The organism is Streptomyces sp. LARHCF249 (genome assembly GCF_052871255.1).
Genome location: NZ_JBIXJQ010000012.1, coordinates 75,445 through 95,543 on the forward strand (window position 1 = coordinate 75,445; position 20,099 = coordinate 95,543).

Below are 20,099 nucleotides of genomic sequence, written 5' to 3' on the forward strand. Positions count from 1 at the left end.
TTGGGCCCGGCGGCCACTACCCTGTGCCTCGTGACCACCGTTCGCCTGCCCCTCTTCCCGCTGAACTCGGTGCTGTTCCCGGGACTCGTCCTCCCGCTGAACATCTTCGAGGAGCGTTATCGCGCCATGATGCGCGAGCTGCTGAAGACGAGCGAGGACGAACCGCGCCGTTTCGCGGTCGTCGCCATCCGCGACGGCCGCGAGGTCGCGCCGACCGCGCCCGGCCTGCCCGACCAGACCTCCCTGCCCGAGCGGGGCCCGGCCGCGGGCTTCGGCGCGGACCCGGTCCAGGCCTTCCACCGCGTGGGCTGCATCGCGGACGCGGCGACGATCCGGGAGCGGGAGGACGGCAGCTTCGAGGTCCTCGCGACCGGTACGACGCGGGTCCGCCTCCTCTCGGTCGACGCCTCCGGCCCGTTCCTCACGGCGGAGCTGGAGGAGCTCCCGGAGGACGCCGGCGAGGGCGCGGGCGCCCTGGCCGAGGGGGTGCTGCGGGCCTTCCGCACCTACCAGAAGCGGCTGGCCGGGGCCCGCGAGCGGTCCCTGACGGGTGCGGAGCTCCCCGACGACCCGTCGGTGGTCTCGTACCTGGTGGCAGCGGCGATGGTGCTGGACATCCCGGCCAGGCAGCGGCTGCTCCAGGCCCCGGACACGGCGACCCGGCTGGCGGAGGAACTCAAGCTCCTGCGCACCGAGACGGCGGTGATCCGCCACCTCCCCTCGCTGCCGGCGGTGGACCTGACCCGAGCTCCGACGAGCCCGAACTGATGGCGAAGAAGCCCAAGCAGGCGGCCGGAACCCCGGCGATCGCGGCCCTCACGGCGGCGGGCGTCGCCTTCGCGACGCACGCGTACGAGCACGACCCCGCGCATCCCTCGTACGGGGAGGAGGCGGCGGAGGCGCTCGGGGTCTCCCCGGCCCAGGTCTTCAAGACACTGGTCGCGGACGTGGACGGCGTCCTGACGGTGGCGGTGGTCCCGGTGTCGGGATCGCTGGATTTGAAGGCCCTCGCCACCGCCGTCGGGGGCAAGCGGGCGGCGATGGCCGATCCGGCGGCGGCGGAGCGTACGACCGGCTACGTGCGGGGCGGCATCTCCCCGCTGGGACAGCGGCGCCGCCTGCGGACGGTGCTCGACGCCTCTGCCGCGGCGCACGCCACCATCTGCTGCTCGGCGGGCCGCCGGGGCCTGGAGATCGAGCTCTCCCCGTCCGACCTGACCGCCCTGACGAACGCCACGGTGGCCCCGATCGCCCGCCCGTAGCCTGCGGCGCGGCCCGGGGCCCGCCCGAGCGGCGGCGGGTCAGGGGCGCGGGGGCTCCGGCTGCGTCGGGTGGCCCGTCCAGCCGGGGGGCGGGCCCGGGTCCGGGTCGCGGGGGGACCACAGGGCCGTGAGGGCCAGGTGGACCAGGACCGCGGCCATCGGCCAGACCAGCAGCGCCCCGTGCGCCAGCAACTGCAGCGGCGCGTCGAACGGCACGCCCTTGCCCGCCTTGGCAGCGGCTGCGGCCAGGTCCGACGACGACCCCAGCCACAGCCCGAACCGCCATCCCACCAGCGCCGCGAACAGCGACCCGACCGCGAGCCCGATCACCAGCGGCACACCGCCGCCCCGGCGCCACAGGAAGGTGCCGACGGCGCTGACCACGCCCAGCCCGGCCGAGAGCAGGAAGAAGGTCCCGTCGGATCCGATCCGCGCTTCGCTCTCGCTGTTGCGCAGGAACACCGACTCCCCGTTGGAGACGTACTGCACGCGCGGCGCGAGCCACACCCACAGCAGGCCGAGGAGCACTCCGGCCACGCCGACCGCCAGGGCGACGGCGGCCCCGTCCCGGACCTCCTCGGGGGTGACGGCCGCGGCGGGCGCCTCCGGCTTCTCGGGCGGGAGCGACGGCGGGTCGAATGGAGACGGCGGGGTCACGGCTTCGGTCACCCCCACATCGTGCCAGGTCTCGGAGAAGGAGGATCGCCCGGCACCGGCGTCAGCGGACCGCGGCCCGCCGGTAGGCCCAGGTGGCGACGGCCAGCGACAGGACCCCGACCGCCCCGCAGACGCCGAGGTCGAGGGCGACGACGGCCCAGTCCGGTTCGGGGGCGAAGGTCTGCGCGAACGCCTCCACGCCGTACGTGGACGGCAGCAGGTCCCTCGCCCACACGATCACCTCCGGCATCCGCTCGGGCGGCAGCACCCCCAGCAGCAGAGCGGCCGACATGCCGAGCTGCCCGGCCAGCGTGGCCAGCTCCTGCCGCGGGGCCAGCAGCCCCAGCGCCGCGCCGAGCCCGGCCAGCGCCGCCCCGGCCAGCGGCACCACCGCGGCCAGGATCCACAGCCCGCCCATCGGCAGTCCGAACAGCACGCACCCGAACACGGCGGTGACCAGCGTCCCCGGCAGGGTGAAGGAGGCGTACGCGGCGGCCGCGCCGAGCACCACCGAGGCGGGCGGCACCGGCAGCGTGGCGTAGTGGTCGAGACCGCCGCTCGCCCGCAGCTGACCGAAGTACTGCGCGAGCAGGTTCAGCGCGACGAAGGCGACGACGAGGACGGAGGAACCGGCCACGACGGCCCGGGCCTCCGAGCCCCCGTCCACCACCCCGCGCATCAGGACCATGATCCCGACGGACTGGAAGGTGGCCACGAACAGCAGCGGGATCCGCGCCACCCGCGCCCGGGACAGCTGCGCCCGGTAGACGGCGGCCAGCGCGGGCAGGAACCGGGCCTTCGGTGCCAGCGGCGCGGCGACGGCGACGGCCGTTCGGTCGCTCACGACTTCACCAGCCCCTTCGTCTTGCCGCCGAGCGCGAGGTAGACGTCCTCCAGGCTCGGCGTGGCCAGGGTGAAGTCGTCGAGGGCGGCGAAGGCCGGGCCGCCGGTGACCGCGGCCACCGCGGCCCTCGCCTCGTCCGGCGGCAGCCGCAGCACCCAGCGCCGTCCCGACTCGACGGCGTCCGCACGCAGCCGGGCGACCTCGGGCACACCCAGCGGAGCGCTCTCGCGCCACACCAGTTCCAGCCGGACCGCGCCCGAGACCTTGGCCTTCAGCCCGGCCGGGGTGTCGCAGGCGATGACCTTGCCCTGGTCGATGACGGCGACCCGGTCGAGGACGGTCTCGGCCTCGATGACGTTGTGGGTGACGAGGACGACGGTGGCTCCGTGCCGCTCGCGGCGCCGGTCCACGGCCGACCACACGGCGCGCCGGGCCACGGGGTCCATGCCGGTGGTGGGTTCGTCGAGGATCAGGACCGGCCGCTCCCCCACCAGCGCGGCGGCGAAGCACGCGAGGCGCCGCTGCCCGCCGGAAAGCTTCTTCAGGGGCCGCCCGGCGATCCCGGTCAGCCCGAGCTCCTCCAGTACGGCGTCCCGCGCGGCCCGCGCCGCACCCGCGTCGAGCCCGCGCAGCCGCCCGGTGGTCTCGGCGGCCAGCGACACGGTGAGCTCGTCCAGCGCGGTCGACTCCTGCCCCAGGTAGGCGAGCAGCCGAGCGGCCCGCTCGGGGTGGCGTACGAGGTCGTGGCCGAGCAGGGTCACGGTGCCGGCGTCGGGGCGCATCAGCCCCGTGAGCTGGCGGACCAGCGTGGACTTCCCCGCGCCGTTGGGGCCGAGCAGTCCGAAGATCTCGCCGCGCCGGACCTCGAGGCAGACGCCGTCGTTGGCGCGGGTCTCGGGCAGGGCCGGAGCCCCGCGCCGGCCGCGCACGGCGGGATAGGTCTTGACCAGGTCACGCACCGCGCAGACGACGTCGGAGCCGGCTTCCGCGGCCGCCGCTGTGCCGTTCTGCTCTTGTGCTGTGCCCGTACTCACGAGGGAGCAGCCTACGCGGCTCCCGCCCCTACTCGGCCCCCGGGGTCGCGGGGGCGCTCGCGTTCAGGGGCGCGGATCCGGGGGCCGCGGCGGGTACGGCGGCCACGTGTTCGGCGGCGGCGCGGACGTCGATCTCCCGCCAGAACCCGGCCCGGATGGCGTAGCGGTCGTGCTCGTCGATCTGGTCGTCCTTGTGCGCGAGCAGGCCGAACCGGGCGGCGTAGCGCAGCAGCTCGCCGTCGATCCGGTGCGGGATGCGCGGGTACATGGTGGCCAGCTTCTGGAGGTGCACGGTCTCCGGGAGCCGCTCCATCCAGCGCCGGGCGAACACCTGTCCCACCTCGAACGGGTCGCCGCCGACGGTGGTGATGTCCTCCTCCCGGTCGGCCCAGCGCTGCTCGGCGCTGGTGAGTTGGGCGAGGGTGGGCAGGGAGGCGGTCTCGGCGGGTTCGCCGAGCGGTCCGGCCCGGTCGATCCAGCCCTTGTCGGAGGACCAGCGCAGGGCGCTGCCGGCCGGGGCCTGCCCGCTGTGCTGCCCGTTCGGCGGCGCGGCCTGCTGGCCGGGGGCGCGCAGCGAGCCGGCGAGGTCCTTGGGCGTGGGGACGGCCCTGCCGCCGGCGGTGGCGGGCGCGGGCACCGGGAGGCCGTCGCCTTCGTCGTTCCCGGCGGGGGCGGAGCTGTTGCGGGCGGCCTCGGCGAGGGCGGCCTCGGGCAGCGGGGCGGAGAGGATGGCGGCGATGTCGGGGCGGGGCGCGGGCGGCGGGGAGCACAGGCCGGTGAGGTCCTTGGCGCGGACGGCCCGGGTGATCCAGGCCCGGTCGAGGACGCGGCGCTCGTCGGCTTCGGCGACGAGGTCCTCGGACTGGTTGTAGTCCCCGTCGGCGGCCTGTACGGCCCACAGGTGGACGGCGACCCCGTGCTCCTTGGCGGACATCAGGCCGGGCAGCAGGTCGCCGTCGCCGGTCACCAGGACGACGTCGGAGCAGGCGCGGTTGCGGGCCAGCTCGGTCAGCTCCGCGTGCATGGCGGCGTCGACGCCCTTCTGCGCCCAGCGGCCGTCGCTGCGGGTCAGGGCACCGAGGCGAACGGTGACGCGGGGCATGACGCGCAGCCGCCGGTGCTCGGGCTGGGGCACCCGGTCGGGTGCTCCGTCGAACCAGTAGATCCGCAGCAGGGGCTGCTCGGTGTCGGCCTCGGCCCGCTCGCGCAGGCCCTGGATGAGGGCGGCATGGTCGACGGTGATGCGGGAGCGGGAGGGCTCCCCTGCGAGAAGGCTCGCGGCGGCGCCCAGCAGATAGCCGGCGTCCACCAGGACGACGCAGCGGTCCACGCGTTCCACCCTCTTCCCTGGGGGTCCTCTGTGTTTTTCGTCGGGTGCCCCGAGTCTGCCCGACCGCAAGGGCGTTGACGGCCGGAACTCGATCATCGGCGTGGCGGATCTCACAAAGGGGCGGGAGAGGGGTCCCGACTACGCGCGGTAATGATCCAAAATGCGCGGTTTCTGGCGTTGTGTGAGTGTGAAGGCGGTCCTGGCCCCTAGACCCCATCACGGAGGCTCCACCATGGCCAAGAACAAGCAGCAGAAGCAGCCCAAGCAGCAGACCCGCTCGTCCTCGCAGGACCCGTCGAGGAGCTCGGCGCAGCCCTCGCCCGAATCGTCCTCGCAGGCGCCGAGTCCGATGGATCTGGCGCACAAGAGCAAGTCGAAGAAGTTCGGCCACAACTGACGCGGCCGCTTGCGAATGAACGCAAGGGCCTGCCCGGTGTCCCGGGCAGGCCCTTCACGCGCGGTACGGCGGGATCATCCGGCCAGGCAGGACGGGCCGAGCAGCACCTTGAGGTCGCCGAAGAGGGCGGGGTCGGGCTGGACCCGGTGCTTGTCGAGGCGCAGCACGGTGGTGGTCCGCGGGCCCTGGAGCTTGATCCGCACCTCGGTGTTGCCCTTGTGGTGGCGCAGGATCTCCCCCAGCCGGGTCACCATCGGCGGGGTGACCTTGACGGTGGGGATGGTGAGGACGACGGGGGCGTTGGTCCCGGCCGAGGACAGGTCGGGGACCATCATCTCCATGGCGACCAGCCGGGGCACGTCCTCGCGCTTGTCGAGGCGGCCCTTGACGAAGACGACGGTGTCCTCGACCAGCTGGGTGGAGACGAGCTGGTAGGTCGCGGGGAAGAACATGCACTCGATGGAGCCGGCCAGGTCCTCGACGGTGGCGATGGCCCAGGCGTTGCCCTGCTTGGTCATCTTGCGCTGGAGGCCCGAGATGATGCCGCCGATGGTGACGACGGCGCCGTCGGAGTGCTCGCCGCCGGTCAGCTGGGAGATCCCGGCGTCGGTCTTGTCGGAGAGCACGTGCTCCAGGCCGAAGAGCGGGTGGTCGGAGACGTATAGGCCGAGCATCTCGCGCTCCTGGGCGAGCAGGTACGACTTCTCCCACTCGACGTCGGAGAACTCGACGTCGAGGCCGAAGCCCGGCTCGTCGCTCGCGCCCTCGTCGCCCATGCCGCCGAAGAGGTCGAACTGGCCCTCGGCCTCCTTGCGCTTGACCGCCACCACGTTGTCGATCATCGACTCGTGGTGGGCGACCAGGCCCTTGCGGGTGTGGCCCATCTCGTCGTAGGCGCCGGCCTTGATCAGCGACTCGACGGTCCGCTTGTTGCAGACGACGGCCTCGACCTTGTCCAGGAAGTCGGGGAAGGAGGAGAACTTCCCCTTGGCCTTCCTGGTCTTGATGATCGAGTCGACGACGTTCTGGCCGACGTTGCGCACCGCGGTGAGGCCGAAGAGGATCACGTCGTCGCCCTGGGCGGCGAAGTTGGACTCCGACTCGTTGACGTTCGGCGGGAGCACCTTGATGCCCATGCGCCGGCACTCGTTCAGGTAGATCGCGGACTTGTCCTTGTCGTCCTTGACCGAGGTGAGCAGGCCCGCCATGTACTCGGCCGGGAAGTTCGCCTTGAGGTAGGCGGTCCAGTAGGAGACCAGGCCGTACGCGGCCGAGTGGGCCTTGTTGAAGGCGTAGCCGGCGAAGGGGACCAGGACGTCCCACAGGGCCTGGATGGCCTTGTCGCTGTAGCCGTTCTTCTTCGCGCCCTCCTGGAAGATGACGAAGTTCTTCGCCAGCTCCTCGGGCTTCTTCTTGCCCATGACGCGGCGCAGGATGTCGGCCTCGCCGAGCGAGTACCCGGCGATGATCTGGGCGGCCTTCTGCACCTGCTCCTGGTAGACGATCAGGCCGTAGGTGACCGCGAGCACCTCTTCGAGGGGCCCTTCCAGCTCCGGGTGGATCGGGGTGATCTCCTGCTGCTTGTTCTTGCGCAGGGCGTAGTTCGTGTGCGAGTTCATGCCCATCGGGCCCGGGCGGTAGAGCGCGGACACGGCGGAGATGTCTTCGAAGTTGTCGGGCTTCATCAGGCGCAGCAGGGAGCGCATGGGCCCGCCGTCGAACTGGAAGACGCCGAGGGTGTCGCCGCGGCCGAGGAGCTCGAAGGTCTTGGGGTCGTCGAGCGGGAGGGCCAGGAGATCGATGTCGATCCCCTTGTTGGCCTTCACCATCTTGACGGCGTCGTCCATGATCGTGAGGTTGCGCAGGCCGAGGAAGTCCATCTTCAGCAGGCCGAGCGACTCGCAGCTCGGGTAGTCCCACTGGGTGATGGTGACGCCGTCGGTGTGCCGCACCCAGACGGGCACGTGGTCGGTGATCGTCTCGCTGGACATGATCACGCCGGCGGCGTGCACGCCCATCTGGCGGACCAGGCCCTCGACGCCGCGGGCGGTGTCGATGACCTTCTTCACGTCGGGCTCGTTCTCGTACATCCCGCGGATCTCGCCGGCCTCGCCGTAGCGCGGGTGCGTCGGGTCGAGGATGCCGGAGAGCGGGATGCCCTTGCCGAGGACGTCGGCGGGCATGGCCTTGGTGAGGCGGTCGCCCATGGCGTACGGGTAGCCCAGGACGCGTGCGGAGTCCTTGATCGCGTTCTTGGCCTTGATGGTGCCGTAGGTGCCGATCATGGCGACCTTGTCCTGGCCGTACTTCTCCGTCACGTACCGGATCACCTCGACGCGCCGGCGCTCGTCGAAGTCGATGTCGACATCGGGCATGGAGACGCGCTCGGGGTTCAGGAAGCGCTCGAAGATCAGGCCGTGGGTGAGCGGGTCGAGGTCGGTGATGCCCATGGCGTACGCGACGATCGAGCCGGCCGCGGAGCCTCGGCCGGGGCCCACCGCGATGCCCTGGTTCTTGGCCCACATGATGAAGTCGGCGACCACGAGGAAGTAGCCGGGGAAGCCCATCGAGATGATCGTGTCCATCTCGTACTCGGCCTGCTTCATCCGGTCCTCGGGGATGCCCCCGGGGTAGCGGCGGTGCATGCCGCGCATGGTCTCCTCGCGGAACCAGCTGACCTCGGTGTGGCCCTCCGGGATGTCGAACTTCGGCATCAGGTTCCGGAACTGGAACATGCCCTCGGTATCGACCTGGTCCGCGACCAGCTTGGTGTTGGCGCAGCCCTCCTGCCAGGCGTCCGAGGAGTCGATCGCGTACATCTCGTCGGTCGACTTCAGGTAGTAGCCGGTGCCGTCGAAGCGGAAGCGGTCGGGGTCCGAGAGGTTCTTGCCGGTCTGGATGCACAGCAGGGCGTCGTGGGCGCCGGCCTCGCTGGCGTACGTGTAGTGCGAGTCGTTCGTGACCAGCGGCGGGATGCCGAGCTTCTTGCCGATCTCCAGCAGGCCGTCGCGGACCCGGCGCTCGATCTCGATGCCGTGGTCCATCAGCTCCAGGAAGTAGCGGTCCTTGCCGAAGATGTCCTGGTACTCGGAGGCCGACTTCAGGGCCTCGTCGAACTGGCCGAGGCGAAGGCGCGTCTGGAGCTCCCCGGACGGGCAGCCGGTGGAGGCGATCAGGCCCTCCGACCACTTCGAGATGGTCTCCTTGTCCATGCGCGGCCACTTGGTGAGCCAGCCCTCGGCGTACGCGTCGGAGGACAGCCGGAAGAGGTTGTGCAGGCCGGTGGCGTTCGCCGCCCAGATCGTCTTGTGGGTGTAACCGCCGGAACCGGAGACGTCGTCGCGCTTCTGGTGGGGCTGGCCCCACTGGATGCGCCGCTTGTTGCGCCGGGACTCCGGAGCGACATACGCCTCGATGCCGATGATCGGGGTCACCCCGGCCTTCTTCGCCGAATGGAAGAAGTCGTAGGCGCCGTGCAGGTTGCCGTGGTCGGACATGGCGATGTGCGTCATGCCCATCTCGTTGCACGCGTTGAACATGTCCTTCAGCCGCGCGGCACCGTCCAGCAGGGAGTACTGGGTGTGGACGTGCAGGTGCGTGAACGGCGGCTTGGTCACGGTGGGGGTCCTCCGGTGGGGAGAGAGGGGCGGCAGCTACGAATCCTACGTCGACCGGGTGACAGATCCCGGGCACCGGCGGGTACGGTCATCCGTTGCAGAGCCAAGGACACACCCGTCCTGAATGCGATCCCGGCAGATCCACCCCGCACCACCAGGAGGCACCCGCCATGGCGGTTCCCGAGACGACCGACGAGCAGCGCGCCGAGCAGATACTCGACGTGTTCGACACCGCCTTCGGTGAACTGCTCGCCTCCGACCCCGCTGCCTTCCAGGTCAAGTTCCGCAAGATGGCCGCCTCGGCCTTCGCCTTCTACCGGGGCACGGCCTGCCTCTTCTACGCGGACCTGGAGCGGGACCGGCACGGCGGCCCGTACCTGGACGAGCGAACGGGCCGGGTGTGGATCCACGGCGATCTGCACGCGGAGAACTTCGGCACGTACATGGACTCCAACGGGCGGCTGATCTTCAACGTCAACGACTTCGACGAGGCGTACGTCGGCCCCTTCACCTGGGACCTGAAGCGGTTCGCCGCCTCCGTGGCCCTGATCGGCTACACCAAGGCGCTCAGCGACGACCAGATCAGCGAGCTGGTCCGGGTCTACGCGGGCGCCTACCGGGAGCGGATCCACGCCCTGGCCACGGGGGCCAAGAATGACGAGGTCCCGTCCTTCAGCCTGGACACCGCCGAGGGCCCGCTGCTGGAGGCCCTGCGCTCGGCCCGTTCCCGCACCCGCTTCTCCCTGCTGGACTCGATGACGGAGATCCGCGACTTCGAGCGCCGCTTCGCGCCGGGCCCCGGCACCATCGAGCTGGACGCGGCCACCCGCTACAAGGTGCTGGCCGCCTTCGACGGCTACCTGGAGACCCTGCCCGACGAGTCCCTGGTCCGGCCCGACTCCTACCGGGTCAAGGACGTGGTGGGCCGCCGCGGCGTCGGGATCGGCTCGGCCGGCCTGCCCTCGTACAACATCCTGCTGGAGGGGCACAGCGACGCACTGGAGAACGACGTCGTGATCTACCTCAAGCAGGCGCAGACCCCGGCGGTCTCCCGGCACATCACCGACCGCGCCGTGCGGGAGTACTTCGAGCACGAGGGGCACCGCACGGTGATCTCCCAGCGCGCCCTGCAGGCGCACGCCGACCCGTGGCTGGGCTGGACGGAGCTGGACGGCTCCGGGCAGCTGGTGGCGGAGGTCTCCCCGTACGCGGTGGACCTGGACTGGTCGGACCTGGACGAGCCGGAGGAGATCGCGGCCGTCGTCGCGGACCTGGGCCGGGCGACCGCGACCATGCACGGTGCGGCGGACGCGGACGAGAGCGGCCAGACCCTGGTCCCCTTCTCGACCGAGCGGGCCATCGACGCGGCCATCGCGGCCGACGAGGAGGGCTTCGCGGCGCTGCTGGTGGACTTCGCCCACGCCTACGGGGCCCGGGCGCGCGCCGACCACCAGATCTTCGTGGACCTGTTCCGCAACGGCCGGCTCACGCCGTAATCCGGCGCGAAGAGGACCTGCGGGCCGCTTCCACAGGGACGCATGGCACACTCGCGGCGATGGACATATCAGGGGTGGGACTCCGGGGGCTGCGGGCCGCGCTGTTCAGCGCTGTCGTCGTGCTGCTCTCGGCGGGCTCGCACGTCCTCATGTCCCGGGTGCCGCTGCCGCCCGCCCTGGTGGGCGGGGCCTTCGCCGCCGTCTTCGTGATCGCCTACGCGCTCGCCGGCCGCGAGCGGGGCTTCGGCCCGATCGCCGGGCTGCTCGTCCCGCTGGAGCTCGCCGCCGACACCGTCTTCACCGCCGGACAGCACGTCTGCTACGGCCCGGCGGGCGGCCCTGTCTCGGGCCCGCTGCGCGCGCTCGGCCTGGAGGAGCTGTGCGGCGGCCCCGCGGTGGGCGGGCCGCTGGCCGAGGTGGCCGGGCCCGCCGCCGATCCGGCCGCGCTGCTGTCCTCGCCCGGGCCGTGGACGCCCTGGCTGCTGCTCGCCGCCCACGTCTCGGTCGGGCTGCTCGCCGCCGGATGGCTCCGCCACGGCGAGCGGGCGCTGGGCCGGCTGCTGCGCGCGGTGGCCGCCTTCGCGTTCCGGCCGCTGCTGCTGACCCGGGCCTCGGCGGCGGTGGCCGCGGGTCCCGCGGAGCGGATGCCGCGGCCGGTCCTTCCGGGCACGGGGGCCCGTACGCGCTTCCCCGCACACTCCGTGGGACGGCGGGGACCTCCCGTGCGCGGCGCGCTCGCAAGCGCCTGACGCACGTACGGCAATCCCTTTCACACGTCACACCCCACCACGGAGATCACGATGAGTTCACGCAACAGCCAGGCGAACAAGGCGGCGGCCCGCGAGCGGCTGCGCGCCGAGCGCGAGGCGCAGGCCAAGAAGGACAAGGTGCGCCGCCAGGTGATCGTGGCCGGCGCGGTCGTCGCCGCCCTCGCCCTGGCCGGCGGCGTCGGCTACGGGATCATGCAGGCCAACCAGCCGGGCCACTGGGACAAGGCCGCCAAGGCCGAGCTGGTCAAGCCGAAGAACACCGAGGGCGAGGACGGCACCACGGTCGTCGTCGGCAAGGCCGAAGCGAAGAAGACCCTCGAGGTCTACGAGGACGCGCGCTGCCCGGCGTGCGCCGGGTTCGAGCAGGCGGTCGGCGGTCAGATCAAGAAGGACGTCGACGCCGGGAAGTACAAGCTCCAGTTCTTCGGCGCCACCTTCATCGACAACGGCGTCAAGGGCGAGGGCTCGAGGAACGCGCTGAGCGCCCTGGGCGCGGCGCTCAACGTCAGCCCCGAGGCCTTCCTGGACTACAAGGCGGCGCTCTACTCCAAGGAGCTGCACCCCGAGGAGACCGTCGACAGCTTCGCCAAGGACGACTACCTCCTGAAGGTCGCGGACACGGTCCCGGCGCTCAAGGGCAACGCCGAGTTCAAGAAGGCCGTCGAGGGCGGCACGTACGACCGGTGGGCGCTGGAGATGTCGAAGGCCTTCAACAAGTCCGGCGTCACGGGTACGCCGACGCTGAAGATGGACGGCAAGAAGATCGACACCCCGGGGACGCCGGAGGCGTTCACGGCCGCGATCGACAAGGCCCTGCAGGGCTGAACCCCGGCCATTCCGGAGGCCTGATTTCCGGACAAGGCACGCCAACGGGCGGGCGGACTCCCAGAGTTCGCCCGCCCGTTGCATTTCCGGTTCTGTTCCCGCGGCCATACCCGCCAGTAATATGATCATCCGTGACCAGTCATCTCTCCTCCTCTGCGACCGCGGCAAACCCCCGCCGTCGCACGGTCGTTCTCGCTGCCGCGGCCACGGCCGCCCTGGCGCCCCTCACCTCGCTGGGTGCCTCCGCCGCCCATGCCGCCGAGAGCGCACCGGCCTTCCTGCACGGCGTCGCCTCGGGCGATCCGCTGCCCGACGGGATCCTGCTGTGGACCCGCGTCACCCCCACCGCCGAGGCCGTGCCCGGCTCCGGCCTCGGCCCGGCCGTCCAGGTCGGCTGGGAGGTGGCCGCGGACAAGAACTTCTCCGGCGTCGTCGCGAGCGGCACCGTCACGGCGAGCGCCGCCACCGACCACACGGTCAAGGTGGACGTGCGCGGACTGCAGCCGCAGACCGCGTACTGGTACCGGTTCACCGCCGGGACCGCGGTCTCCCCCGTCGGACGCACCCGGACCACCCCCGGGAACGACGTGACCACCTCCGGGGTCCGCTTCGGCGTGGTGTCCTGCGCCAACTGGGAGTCCGGCTACTTCTCCGCCTACCGGCACCTAGCCGCCCGCACCGACCTCGACGCGGTCCTGCACCTCGGCGACTACATCTACGAGTACCAGTCCGGGGGGTACCCGGAGGGCAAGTACACCGTCCGCGCGCACGAGCCCCGGCACGAGATCGTCTCGCTCGCCGACTACCGCATCCGGCACGGCCGGTACAAGACGGACGCCGACCTCCAGGCGCTGCACCACGCGCACCCGGTCGTCGCCATCTGGGACGACCACGAGTTCGCCAACGACGCCTGGTCGGGCGGCGCCGAGAACCACACGGCGGGCGCCGAGGGCGAGTGGGCGGCCCGCGCGGCCGCCGCCAAGCAGGCGTACTTCGAGTGGATGCCCGTCCGCACCTCCATCGCGGGCACCGTCTACCGGCGGCTGCGCTTCGGCACCCTCGCCGATCTGCACCTGCTCGACCTGCGCTCCTTCCGCTCCCAGCAGGTCAAGGTCGGCAGCGGTTCGGTGGACGACCCCGAGCGCACCCTCACCGGGCGCGCCCAGCTCGACTGGCTGAAGTCGGGCCTCGCGAGCTCCACCGCGACCTGGAAGCTGGTCGGCACCTCGGTGATGATCTCGCCGGTGGCCTTCGCCTCGCTGCCCGCGCACCTGCTCGGCCCGCTCGCCGAGCTGCTCGGCCTGCCCGGGGGCGGCATAGCGGTCAACGTGGACCAGTGGGACGGCTACACGGACGATCGAAAGGAACTCCTGGGCCACCTCAAGGACCGGGGCGTCAAGAACACGGTGTTCCTGACCGGCGACATCCACATGGCGTGGGCGAACGAGGTCCCGGTGAACATGGCCACCTACCCCGGTTCGGGGACGGCGGCGACCGAGTTCGTGGTCACCTCGGTGACCTCGGACAATCTGGACGACATCCTGCACGTGCCGGCGGACACCGCCTCACTGGTCGCCGAGTCGGCCGTCAGGGCCGCGAACTGGCACGTGAAGTGGCTGGACATGGACGCGCACGGCTACGGCGTGCTCGACGTGACGGCGGAGCGCTCGCAGATGGACTACTACGTGGTGTCCGACAAGCGGCGCCAGGACGCCTCGGCCGCCTGGTCCCGCTCGTACCGCACCCTGAACGGCACTCAGAAGGTCGAGCGAGCCTACCAGCCGGTCGGCTGATAGACCGTCAATTCTCCTGCGATACGGGGCGCCTGGTACATACCAGGCGCCCCGTGTGCGTTTTCGGCAACAAATCTTTTACGCAAGGCTCTTGACCTGAAGATGTCATGCACACATAAGCTTCGCGCCAGCTGAAGAGATCCTTCACGCCATTAACCCCCCACCGCGAGGAGCACACGTGCGCGCAATTGCCCGCATATCCCCCCTTCTTCGCCGCCGCCTGATGGGCACGGCGGTTTTGGCCGGAACCTTGGCATTCACCCCGCTGGCCGCCCCCACCACGCTGGCGGCAGCGAAGACCCCTGCCGAGGTCTGCGCCGAGGAGGGTACGACCGGGGCAGCCGCCAACGCCCGCGTCGCCCGCGGCCACGAGGAGCACGCGGACGAGCCCAACGAGGTCACCGAGGCCCAGGCGAAGGCCATGGACGCCGACCTCAAGGCGAAGCTGGACAAGGCCCTCAAGAACCAGCCGCAGCGCAGCCTCGCCGCGGCCGAGGCCGTCGTGAACATCCCGGTGTACTTCCACGTCGTGCACTCGGGCACCACCGGCAAGCTCTCGGCCACGGACATCAACAACCAGCTGTCGGTCCTCAACGCGGCCTACGGCGGCCAGGGCACCGGCAATGTGAACACGAACTTCCAGTTCACCCTTGCGTCGACCGACTACACGGACAACGCGACCTGGTACAACCTGGCCTCCGGCTCCCAGGCCGAGAAGGACATGAAGAACACCCTGCGCCAGGGCGGCCCGGGCGCGCTGAACTTCTACACGGCCAAGCTCTCCGGCGGCCTGCTCGGCTGGGCGACCTTCCCGACCTCGTACAACTCCGCCCCCAAGATGGACGGCGTGGTCGTCCTGGACAGCTCGCTGCCGGGCGGTTCCGCGGCGAACTACAACGAGGGCGACACCGCGACCCACGAGGTCGGCCACTGGCTCGGCCTCTACCACACCTTCCAGGGCGGCTGTAACGGGAACGGCGACTACGTCTCCGACACCCCGGCCGAGAAGAGCGCCGCGTACGAGTGCCCGACCGGTCGCGACAGCTGCGCCAGCAAGCCGGGCGTGGACCCGATCCGCAACTTCATGGACTACACGTACGACTCCTGCATGTACCAGTTCACCGCCGGCCAGGTAGCCCGCATGTCGAGCACCTGGACGGCCTACCGGGCAGGCTGAAGCACCGGATACAACCGGGTCTTCTCGCCTACCCTGGCGCCATGAGCGCGCCGGGGGACGTGATCGACGGACGGTTCGAGCTGGTTGAGAAGCTCGGCAGCGGGGGCATGGGCACGGTCTGGAGAGCGCTGGACCGTGTCCTGCACCGCGACGTGGCCCTCAAGGAAGTCCGGCCGCCCGTCGGTCACGAGGAGGACGGGGCCTCGCGCCGGTTGCGCGCACGCGTACTGCGCGAGGCCCGCGCCCAGGCCCGGATCAACCACCCCCACGTGGTCACCATCCACCACATCGTGGACGAGGACCCGCACCCGTGGCTGGTGATGGAGCTGCTGCCCGGCTCATCCCTCCAGCACCTCCTGGACCGGGGCCCGCTGGCCCCGGCCGAGACGGCCCGGATCGGCCGCGAGGTCCTCGCCGGACTCCGCGCGGCCCACGCCGCCGGGATCCGCCACCGGGACGTGAAACCCGCCAACGTCCTGCTGCGGGCCGACGGTTCCGCCGTCCTGACCGACTTCGGCATCGCCGCCATCCAGGACGCGCCCCCGCTGACACCGGCCGGGGACATCATCGGGACCCCCGAGTACCTGGCGCCCGAGCGGATCCGGGGCGACGACCTGCCCGCCTCCGACCTGTGGTCGCTCGGCGTGATGCTGTACGTGTGCGTCGAGGGGGTCAGCCCGATGCGGCGGGCCACCAGCCTGGCCACGCTGGCCGCCGTCCTGGACGCACCCGTCCCGCCCGCCCGACGGGCCGGCGCCCTGGGCCCCGTACTGACGGACCTGCTGGTCCGCGATCCGGCCGCCCGGCCCACCGCCGAGGAGCTGGACGAACGGCTCGCGGCGGTCTCCGCCGGCGCCGCCCCGCCGCGCACCCTGGCCGACCGGATCCCGCCGCCGTCGTCTCCGTCGTCGCCGTCGTTCCCGGCCCCGTCCGCTCCCGCCGGCTGCCGTTTCGGCCCTCCGCCGCCGCTGCCCGGGAAACCGGCACCCCGCGGCTGACCTCCCCCTACAGCGTGCCGAGGAACCCGATCGCGACCTTCCACGCCTGCTCGGCGGCCTCGGCGTCGTAGTCGTCCAGCCCCGGGTCGGTGAACAGGTGCCCGGCGCCCGGATAGCTGTGGACCTCCACATCGGCCCCGGCCCGCTGCATCCGCAGGTACCAGGCCGTCAGCCAGTCGTGCGGCTCGAAGGGGTCCGGGTCGGCGACGTGCAGCTGCACGGGCAGCGCGTCCACCGAGGCGTCGTCGTCCAGGTCCGCCGTCCCGTGCAGGAGCAGCAGCCCGCGCGCCTTGTCGTCGGCCAGCGCCAGGTGCTGGGCGAGGGAGCCGCCGAAGGAGAAGCCCGCGTAGACCAGACCCTGCTCGGAGTGGGGGGCGGAGGCCAGCACCGCGCGCTTGAGCAGCTCGTCCCGGCCGACCTCGTCCTGGTGGGCCATGCCCTCCTCGACGGTCCCGAAGGTGCGCCCGTCGAAGAGATCCGGGACGTGCACCTGGTGCCCGGCCGCGCGCAGCCGGTCCGCCGCCTCGTGCACCGCGGGCCGCAGCCCGTACGTGGAATGGAAGAGCATGATGTTCATACCCCCCATCGTGCCAGTTTCCGATCGCCCCTTCCGGTTACGTTCATACGCATGGAGATGGACACCGTCCTACGCCCCGTCCTGTTCATCAGCGGCACGCTGGTCGTCACCCTGATCGCCGGATGGCTGCTGGACCTGCTGCTGCGCCGGGCCGACGCCCGGCACCCCGAAACCCCTTTGTGGGGCCTGCTGCGCCGCTGCCGCGTGCCCTTCCAGATGGTGCTCTGCACCTCACTGCTGCGCGGGTCCCACCGCCAGGCCGGCATCCTCCCCGACCACGCCTTCGTCGTCGGCCGCCTGCTCACCCTGGTCCTGATCGCCTCCACCGCGTGGCTGGCGGTACGCATCGCGACGGCCGCCGTCGACTCCACGTACGCGCGCTACGCGGCCGTTACGGCGGACGACGCCCGGGTCCGCCGGGTGCGCACCCAGGTCACGCTGATCCAGCGGGTGGTCACCGCGGTGGTGGTCGTGGTCGCCGCGGCGGCCATGCTCCTGACGTTCCCGCCGATGCGGACGGTCGGCGCCTCGATGCTGGCCTCCGCGGGTGTGCTCGGCATCGTGGCGGGCATCGCCGCGCAGTCCTCGCTGGGCAACCTGTTCGCCGGCCTGCAGATCGCCTTCGGCGACACCGTGCGCATCGGCGACACGGTCGTGGTCGACAAGGAGTGGGGCACGGTCGAGGAGATCACGCTGACCTTCCTGACCGTCCGCACCTGGGACGAGCGCCGCATCACGATGCCGGTCTCGTACTTCACCAGCAAGCCGTACGAGAACTGGTCGCGCGGCGGCGCCCAGATGACGGGCACGGTCTTCTGGCACCTGGACCACAGCGCCCCCGTCGACCTGATGCGGGACCAGCTCCAGAACGTCCTGCAGGACATCCCGGAGTGGGACGGGCGCGGGGCGAGCCTCGTGGTGACGGACACCACACCGCACACGGTCGAGGTACGGGCGGTGGTGACGGCGAAGGACGCCGACGACGTGTGGACGGTCCGCTGCGCGGTCCGCGAACGCCTGATCGCCTGGCTGGTGGCCCACCACCCCTACGCCCTCCCCCGCATCGCCACCTCGCAAGCCACCCTCCCCCCACCGCCCTGACCCCGGGCCCGGCCCTGCCGCCGCCCCGGGGCTCCGCCGTCGGCAAACGGGCCGCAGCGGGTCAGAACGTCAGGCGGAACAGGGCGCCGCCGCCCGGGGCTGCTTCGGCCATCAGCTCGGCCCCGTGGGCGCGGGCGATCTGGCGGGCCATCGCCAGGCCCAGCCCCGACCCCGGCAGGGCCCGGGCGGCCCCCGCCCGGTAGAACCGGTCGAAGACGTACGGCAGGTCCTCCGCCGAGATCCCCGGCCCGTGGTCCCGCACCGTCAGCTCCGGCCCCGCGGCGCCCGGGCGCACCACCAGTTCCACCTCCACCGGCAGCCCCGCGCCGCTGAACTTCGCCGCGTTGTCCAGCAGGTTCCCGATCAGCCGGCTCAGCCTCGCCGGCACCCCGGGCACGACGGCACGGTCGACCCGCACGTGGAACGGAATCCCCGGCCAGTGCGCCCGCGCCGCCTCCGCCCCGTGCTCCACGAGCCGGTCGAGCCGGACCTGTTCCACCAGCGGCTGCGGCTCCTCGTCCCGCGCCAGCTCGATCAGGTCGTTGACGAGCCCCGTCACCTCCCGCAACTGCCGCCCCAGCGCGGCCGACGCCCGCTCCCGCTGCTCCGGCGTGAGCCGTTCCGCCCGCGCCAGCAGCTCCGCGTTGGTCCGCAGCGCGGTCAGAGGGGTCCGCAGCTCGTGCGAGGCGTCCGCGACGAGCCTGCGCTGCGCGGTGACCGACTGTTCCAGCTCCCCCAGCATGGTGTTGAAGCTCCCGGCCAGCCGCGTGATCTCGTCCTCCCGCCCGGAAGGCCCCGGCGGCGGGAGCTCGATCCGGTGCCGCGGGTCGCGGGTGGCGGCGATCCGCTCGGCCGTCGCCGTCAGCCGGGTGACCGGGGCCAGCCCCGTCCGGGAGACCCAGTAGCCGAGGACGGCGGCGAGCAGCACCCCGGCCGCCGCAGTCAGCACCAGCCACCACGCGGCCTCCTCGATGCCGTCCTCGACGGTGTCGGCCCGCAGCGCGACCTGGAGCGCCCGCCCCTTGGCGTAGTCCGTGGTGAGCATCCGGGCGGGATGTCCGGCCAGCGTGAAGTCGGTGTGGTACGGCGCCCGGGTGCCCGCGGCGACCTCCCGCGCGGCCGGGGCCACGGGCAGCAGCCCCGGCGTACCGGGATCCTTGGCCGGGTCGGCCGCCACCACTTCCGCACACGCGGGCGCCGCCAGGAAACGGCACTCCCCGGCCAGTGTCCCGGGCCCGGCCCCCGGGTTGCGCTGCGCGGCGAGCCGGGCGGACTGGACGAGGCTGAGGTCGAGCTGCCGGTAGAGCGCGGACCGTACGACGAGGAACGCCGCCGCGCACACCCCCAGCGCCACCAGGGCCACGGCCGCGGTGGCGGCCAGCGCCAGCCGGGTCCGCAGCGGCCGCCGCCGGCGCCAGGCCGCGCCGAGCCTCCGGCGCCCCCGCCTCTCGGATCCGCTCACGCCGCGTCCAGCCGGTAGCCGACCCCGTGCACGGTGTGGACCAGCCGGGGCTCGCCCGCCGCCTCCAGCTTCCGGCGCAGGTAGCCGACGTACACCGCGAGGGAGTTGGAGTCCGGCCCGAAGTCCCGCCCCCACACCAGCTCGAGGACGAGCTCGCGCGGGAGCACCTGGCCGGGGTGGCGCAGCAGCAGTTCCAGCAGCGCGGCCTCGGTCCGGCTGAACTCCAGCGGACGCCCGCCGCGCCGCCCGGTCCGGGTCGCCGGGTCCAGGACGAGGTCGGCGTAGGCGAGCGGGGCGGCGCCCGGGGGCTCGGGCGCCGCGCGCCGCAGCAGCGCCCGTACCCGCGCGACCAGTTCGTCCAGGGCGAACGGCTTGACGAGGTAGTCGTCGGCCCCTGCCTCCAGCCCGTCCACGCGTTCGCTGACGGAGTCCAGGGCGGTCAGGACGAGTACGGGCGTACGGTCGCCCAGCGCGCGCAGCTGCCGGCACACGCCGAGCCCGTCGAGCACCGGCATCATCACGTCCAGCACGAGCGCGTCGGGCTCCCAGGCCGCCACCTCCGAGAGCGCCGCCAGCCCGTCCGCGGCGCCCCGCACCTCGTACCCCTCGACGGCCAGCCCGTCCTCGACGGCGGCCCGCACCTCGGGCTCGTCGTCCACCACCAGAATCCGATGCCTGTTCAGGGAGCTCATGGGCAAAGCCTGCCAAAGGCGCCGGTGCGAACCTCTTAGAACCTTCTTAGGGCGCACCGGGAGTGTG

The 20,099-nt window shown here is 72.1% G+C and carries 18 protein-coding genes; 10 read left to right on the top strand and 8 right to left on the bottom strand.

Annotation, left to right across the window (positions count from 1 at the left end):
• Nucleotides 1–30: 30 nt before the first annotated feature.
• Nucleotides 31–768 carry an LON peptidase substrate-binding domain-containing protein gene (locus ACIPUC_RS29700; RefSeq protein WP_446593513.1) on the top strand — a complete coding sequence of 246 codons (738 nt, stop codon included), beginning with the start codon at nt 31–33 and terminating at the stop codon, nt 766–768.
• Complete coding sequence (gene ybaK, locus ACIPUC_RS29705; RefSeq protein ID WP_446593515.1) at nt 768–1,262, top strand: Cys-tRNA(Pro) deacylase; 495 nt, start codon at nt 768–770, stop codon at nt 1,260–1,262. Before ACIPUC_RS29700 ends, ybaK begins: the two co-directional genes overlap by 1 nt.
• 39 nt (nt 1,263–1,301) lie before the next feature.
• Here the strand turns inward: ybaK and ACIPUC_RS29710 are convergent, their stop codons facing one another.
• Genes ACIPUC_RS29710 through ACIPUC_RS29725 form a run of 4 tightly spaced genes read right to left on the bottom strand, consistent with a single transcriptional unit; the run spans nt 1,302 to nt 5,136 of the window.
• Nucleotides 1,302–1,931, bottom strand: coding sequence for a hypothetical protein (locus ACIPUC_RS29710; protein WP_446593517.1), 630 nt, complete (start codon nt 1,929–1,931; stop codon nt 1,302–1,304).
• A 49-nt stretch (nt 1,932–1,980) separates the two neighbouring features.
• A complete protein-coding gene (locus tag ACIPUC_RS29715; RefSeq protein ID WP_446593519.1) occupies nt 1,981–2,763 on the bottom strand; it encodes an ABC transporter permease in 783 nt (260 codons plus the stop codon).
• Nucleotides 2,760–3,797: an ABC transporter ATP-binding protein gene (locus ACIPUC_RS29720; RefSeq protein WP_446593521.1), complete on the bottom strand. Its 1,038-nt coding sequence runs from the start codon at nt 3,795–3,797 to the stop codon at nt 2,760–2,762. The genes ACIPUC_RS29715 and ACIPUC_RS29720 overlap by 4 nt, the downstream gene beginning before the upstream one ends.
• A gap of 28 nt (nt 3,798–3,825) precedes the next feature.
• On the bottom strand, nt 3,826–5,136 hold the full coding sequence (locus tag ACIPUC_RS29725) for an NYN domain-containing protein (protein WP_446593523.1): 1,311 nt from the start codon (nt 5,134–5,136) through the stop codon (nt 3,826–3,828).
• Nucleotides 5,137–5,359: 223 nt separating this feature from the next.
• Here ACIPUC_RS29725 and ACIPUC_RS29730 point away from each other — a divergent pair, with 223 nt between their 5' ends.
• The gene (locus ACIPUC_RS29730) at nt 5,360–5,524 is read left to right on the top strand and encodes a hypothetical protein (protein ID WP_446593525.1); all 165 of its coding nucleotides are present in this window, start codon (nt 5,360–5,362) and stop codon (nt 5,522–5,524) included.
• Between the two features lie 74 nt (nt 5,525–5,598).
• On the opposite strand, the gene dnaE is transcribed toward ACIPUC_RS29730, so the two are convergent.
• Nucleotides 5,599–9,141 (bottom strand): DNA polymerase III subunit alpha, encoded by a 3,543-nt coding sequence (dnaE, locus tag ACIPUC_RS29735; RefSeq protein WP_446593527.1) that lies wholly within the window; start codon nt 9,139–9,141, stop codon nt 5,599–5,601.
• A 170-nt stretch (nt 9,142–9,311) separates the two neighbouring features.
• Between dnaE and ACIPUC_RS29740 the strand changes: the two genes are divergently transcribed.
• The 6 genes from ACIPUC_RS29740 to ACIPUC_RS29765 all read left to right on the top strand — a co-directional run bounded on the left by ACIPUC_RS29740 (nt 9,312) and on the right by ACIPUC_RS29765 (nt 16,200).
• Entirely contained in the window at nt 9,312–10,637 is a 1,326-nt protein-coding gene (locus ACIPUC_RS29740) for a DUF2252 domain-containing protein (RefSeq protein WP_446593529.1), read from the top strand.
• 59 nt (nt 10,638–10,696) lie between these two features.
• Nucleotides 10,697–11,386: a hypothetical protein gene (locus ACIPUC_RS29745; protein WP_446593531.1), complete on the top strand. Its 690-nt coding sequence runs from the start codon at nt 10,697–10,699 to the stop codon at nt 11,384–11,386.
• Between the two features lie 51 nt (nt 11,387–11,437).
• Complete coding sequence (locus ACIPUC_RS29750; protein ID WP_446593533.1) at nt 11,438–12,232, top strand: DsbA family protein; 795 nt, start codon at nt 11,438–11,440, stop codon at nt 12,230–12,232.
• Nucleotides 12,233–12,363: 131 nt separating this feature from the next.
• Nucleotides 12,364–14,025 (top strand): alkaline phosphatase D family protein, encoded by a 1,662-nt coding sequence (locus tag ACIPUC_RS29755; RefSeq protein WP_446593535.1) that lies wholly within the window; start codon nt 12,364–12,366, stop codon nt 14,023–14,025.
• Between the two features lie 223 nt (nt 14,026–14,248).
• The gene (locus ACIPUC_RS29760; RefSeq protein ID WP_446593616.1) at nt 14,249–15,202 is read left to right on the top strand and encodes a zinc metalloprotease; all 954 of its coding nucleotides are present in this window, start codon (nt 14,249–14,251) and stop codon (nt 15,200–15,202) included.
• Between the two features lie 41 nt (nt 15,203–15,243).
• Nucleotides 15,244–16,200, top strand: a complete 957-nt coding sequence (locus tag ACIPUC_RS29765) for a serine/threonine-protein kinase (RefSeq protein ID WP_446593537.1) — start codon at nt 15,244–15,246, stop codon at nt 16,198–16,200.
• A 7-nt stretch (nt 16,201–16,207) separates the two neighbouring features.
• Here ACIPUC_RS29765 and ACIPUC_RS29770 read toward each other — a convergent pair whose 3' ends face one another.
• Entirely contained in the window at nt 16,208–16,786 is a 579-nt protein-coding gene (locus ACIPUC_RS29770; RefSeq protein WP_446593539.1) for a dienelactone hydrolase family protein, read from the bottom strand.
• Between the two features lie 48 nt (nt 16,787–16,834).
• Here ACIPUC_RS29770 and ACIPUC_RS29775 point away from each other — a divergent pair, with 48 nt between their 5' ends.
• Entirely contained in the window at nt 16,835–17,878 is a 1,044-nt protein-coding gene (locus tag ACIPUC_RS29775) for a mechanosensitive ion channel family protein (protein WP_446593617.1), read from the top strand.
• A gap of 61 nt (nt 17,879–17,939) precedes the next feature.
• Here the strand turns inward: ACIPUC_RS29775 and ACIPUC_RS29780 are convergent, their stop codons facing one another.
• Complete coding sequence (locus ACIPUC_RS29780; RefSeq protein WP_446593541.1) at nt 17,940–19,340, bottom strand: sensor histidine kinase; 1,401 nt, start codon at nt 19,338–19,340, stop codon at nt 17,940–17,942.
• A complete protein-coding gene (locus ACIPUC_RS29785) occupies nt 19,337–20,032 on the bottom strand; it encodes a response regulator transcription factor (protein ID WP_446593543.1) in 696 nt (231 codons plus the stop codon). The genes ACIPUC_RS29780 and ACIPUC_RS29785 overlap by 4 nt, the downstream gene beginning before the upstream one ends.
• Between the last annotated feature and the right edge of the window lie 67 nt (nt 20,033–20,099).